Here is a 2848-nt window from a genome sequence, read left to right on the forward strand (position 1 = left end):
GCCTGGACCGCAGAATCGGCAACGGCGCCACGACCGACCGCGGCGTGGCCGGAACACTCAGTCCCGCGACAGCCCGCACCCGATCCGGATGTCGAAGGGCCAACTGCCACACCACCGAGGCACCCCAGTCGTGACCGACGAAGATCGCATCCTCGACACCGGCCTCATCGAGCAAACCGACGAGATCACCGCACAGCGCGGCCATGTCGTAGTCCTCGATCCGACTCGGCCGAGAACTGCCTCCGTATCCGCGCATATCCGGTGTCAACGTCCGGAAACCCGCCTCGGCGAGCGCGAAAACCTGATGCCGCCATGAGAATCCGAGCTCGGGAAACCCATGGCAGAACACCACAACGGGACCGTCCCCATGCTCGACGACCCGCAACTCGATCTCATTGGTCCCGACCTGGCGACTCCCCAGCCCCAGCCACTCGTCCAGCAGATTGCGTGCGTCCATGGGTCACCTCGTCTACCGCGGCTTTGTAAGTCGACACCGTATTCGATTCTGACGTCGAGTTCAACTTCTGATTAAGCGAGTTGAACCTCTGGATCGCCACCTACCCTACGTAGTACCTATGTTTTATGAAGACCAAGACCAGCGTGTATCTCGCACCTGATCAGGCCGCCCGCCTCGAGGAAGCAGCATCGGAGTCGGGGCGATCGGAAGCCGATCTCACCCGCGAGGGGATCGAACTGGTATTGCTCCGGGCGCACAAGGTCCAACGGAGTCGGCCGTGGCCATCGTTCGACTCAGGTGATCCGAACTTCGCTGCCGACAGTGCGGCGTTGCTCGACGACGCCTATCGGCAGTGAGTTTCTTCATCGCCGACACCTCGGCCATCATCGCCGCCTACGATCGTGCCGCACCGCCCGGCGAGAAATGTGACGTGCCCACTCAGGTCTGGCGCTGTTCAGTGATGCAGTAGCCGCAGGGCGCGGGCAGCGGCGTTGGCCCCACACATGCCGTGAGCGCCGGGGCCGGGTGGGGTGGCGGCGGAGCACAGGTAGTGGCCGGGGAGGCCGATGTCGTAGGGCTGCAGGGTTTTTCGCGGGCCGAAGACGAGTTGGGGAATGTCTTTGGCGCCGGTCATGATGTTGCCGCCGACGTAGTTGGGGTTGTACTCGGCGAAACCGGGAGCGGTGCGAGTAATGGTGCCGACGATGCGGTCACGGAAGCCGGGGGCGAGGGCTTCGATCCTGGCGCTGATCGCTTCGGTGGCGTCGCCGGTGAAGCCATACGGAACATGGGCATAGGTCCACACCGGGTGCACGGCGCCGACCGAACGCTGGGGGTCGGCGAGGTATTGCTGCCCGACCAGGACGAACGGTCGCTCGGGCATGCGCCCGGCATGGATTTCACGTTCGGCGGCCGCGATTTCGGCGAAACCGCCGCCGAGGTGGACGGTTCCGGCCCGGCGGGCGGATTCGGCGATCCAGGGAACCCCGCCCTCGACCGCGAAGTCGACCTTGAAGGCGGCTGGCCCGTAGCGGAATCGCCGATATGCCTTGGCAATTCGTGACGGAAGCCGGTCACCGAGGATTTCGCCGACCGCGGTCGGCGCCAGATCCCACATGGTGATGTCGGTGGGCGGCAACTGCCACGGCGACCGCACGTGCGCACCGGTTTCGATCTTCCCGCCGAGGTCGAGCAGCAGTGCGGCCATCGCGTCAGTGATGCGCTGTGAGCCGCCGACGGCGACCGCCCAGCCGTGGCGATGCCCCGCGGTGAGGATGCCCAACCCGACGCTGGCGCTCAGTGGTCGGTGCAGCGGGTGGAACACGTGCGCGGCGACGCCACCGAACAATGCCCGGGCCTGCTCGGTGCGGAAGATCTCCGCCAGTAGCGATGCCGGTGCCAGCGCGGGAATTCCGAAGCGGGCCAGGCTGATCGGATGCCGGGGCAGCCGCAGCAGCGGGCGCATGATGTCCGCGCCGAACCGGTCGTAGGCGGCGACCGGCCGGTCGAACAACAGCCGCCAGGCCCGGCCATCGGTACCGAGACCGGCGGCGGTCTCGGCGACCGAGCGATACAGCACCCCGGCGGTCCCGTCGTCGAGCGGGTGGGCGCAGTCGATCTCCGGCCACGCCCACCGCAGCCCGTAGCGCTCGAGATCCAGACCGCCCAGAAACGGCGATCCGACCGCCATCGGATGGATGGCCGAGCAGTGATCGTGCACGAGTCCGGGCACAATCGCCTCGCTCGAACGGGTCCCACCGCCGATCTCGTCGGCCGCCTCCAGCACGGTCACTTCGACACCGGCTCGTGCGAGGGTGATCGCGGCGGCCAGGCCATTCGGTCCGCTGCCGACGACGATGGCGGTCTTCATCGGATGTCCTTCCTGAAAACTACTGGGGCACAGGCACTACAACACCATCTCCGACTCCGGTTCGGCCCTGCCGGACAAGGCGCGGAACGCCTCGTCGCGCCGCCAGGTGACCTGCAACGGAATCGGACCGTCCGGCAGCCACGGCTGGGCGGCCACCGCGTCGCGGACCCGCCAGGTGCCGCGTTCGATGACGCCGAGCGCGGCATCGATCACCTGATACTCCTGGGTTCCCCGATGGATCGGCTGAGATTCGACCCAGACGATGATCCATTCGCCGGGTTCGAATCCAATCCTCGCTTGTACGGCGTTGATCAGGTCCAGATTGTGCAAATGGCCATCGCCGAAGTTGAAGCCGATCAGCGAATTGCAGCCGAACTCCGCCTCGCGCACCGTCCAGCGGTCGATCTCGTGGATGTTCTTCAGCAGCAGGGAGAATAGTCCGCGGCCCTGACTGTGCATGGACCGCCACGCGATGGTCTGCTGCATGGTGATCTCGGCGACCGCGGGCGGATAGCCCATGG

4 protein-coding genes are annotated in these 2848 nt (G+C 66.3%); 1 reads left to right on the top strand and 3 read right to left on the bottom strand.

Features of this window, described 5'->3' with window-relative positions:
• Window positions 1-457 (bottom strand): alpha/beta fold hydrolase (locus NP3_RS11600; RefSeq protein WP_157124263.1); only part of this gene is annotated, 457 nt, incomplete at its 3' end.
• A gap of 125 nt (window positions 458-582) precedes the next feature.
• On the opposite strand from NP3_RS11600, the gene NP3_RS11605 reads away from it, so the two are divergent.
• Window positions 583-813 (top strand): ribbon-helix-helix domain-containing protein, encoded by a 231-nt coding sequence (locus NP3_RS11605; RefSeq protein WP_063040536.1) that lies wholly within the window; start codon window positions 583-585, stop codon window positions 811-813.
• A 98-nt stretch (window positions 814-911) separates the two neighbouring features.
• Here NP3_RS11605 and NP3_RS11610 read toward each other — a convergent pair whose 3' ends face one another.
• A complete protein-coding gene (locus tag NP3_RS11610) occupies window positions 912-2327 on the bottom strand; it encodes a phytoene desaturase family protein (RefSeq protein WP_063040538.1) in 1416 nt (471 codons plus the stop codon).
• Between the two features lie 36 nt (window positions 2328-2363).
• A partial coding sequence (locus NP3_RS11615) for a DUF3556 domain-containing protein (protein ID WP_063040539.1) occupies window positions 2364-2848 on the bottom strand: 485 nt, incomplete at its 5' end.

Source organism: Nocardia pseudovaccinii NBRC 100343 (assembly GCF_001613225.1).
In the GTDB taxonomy this organism is placed as follows: Bacteria; Actinomycetota; Actinomycetes; order Mycobacteriales; family Mycobacteriaceae; genus Nocardia; species Nocardia pseudovaccinii.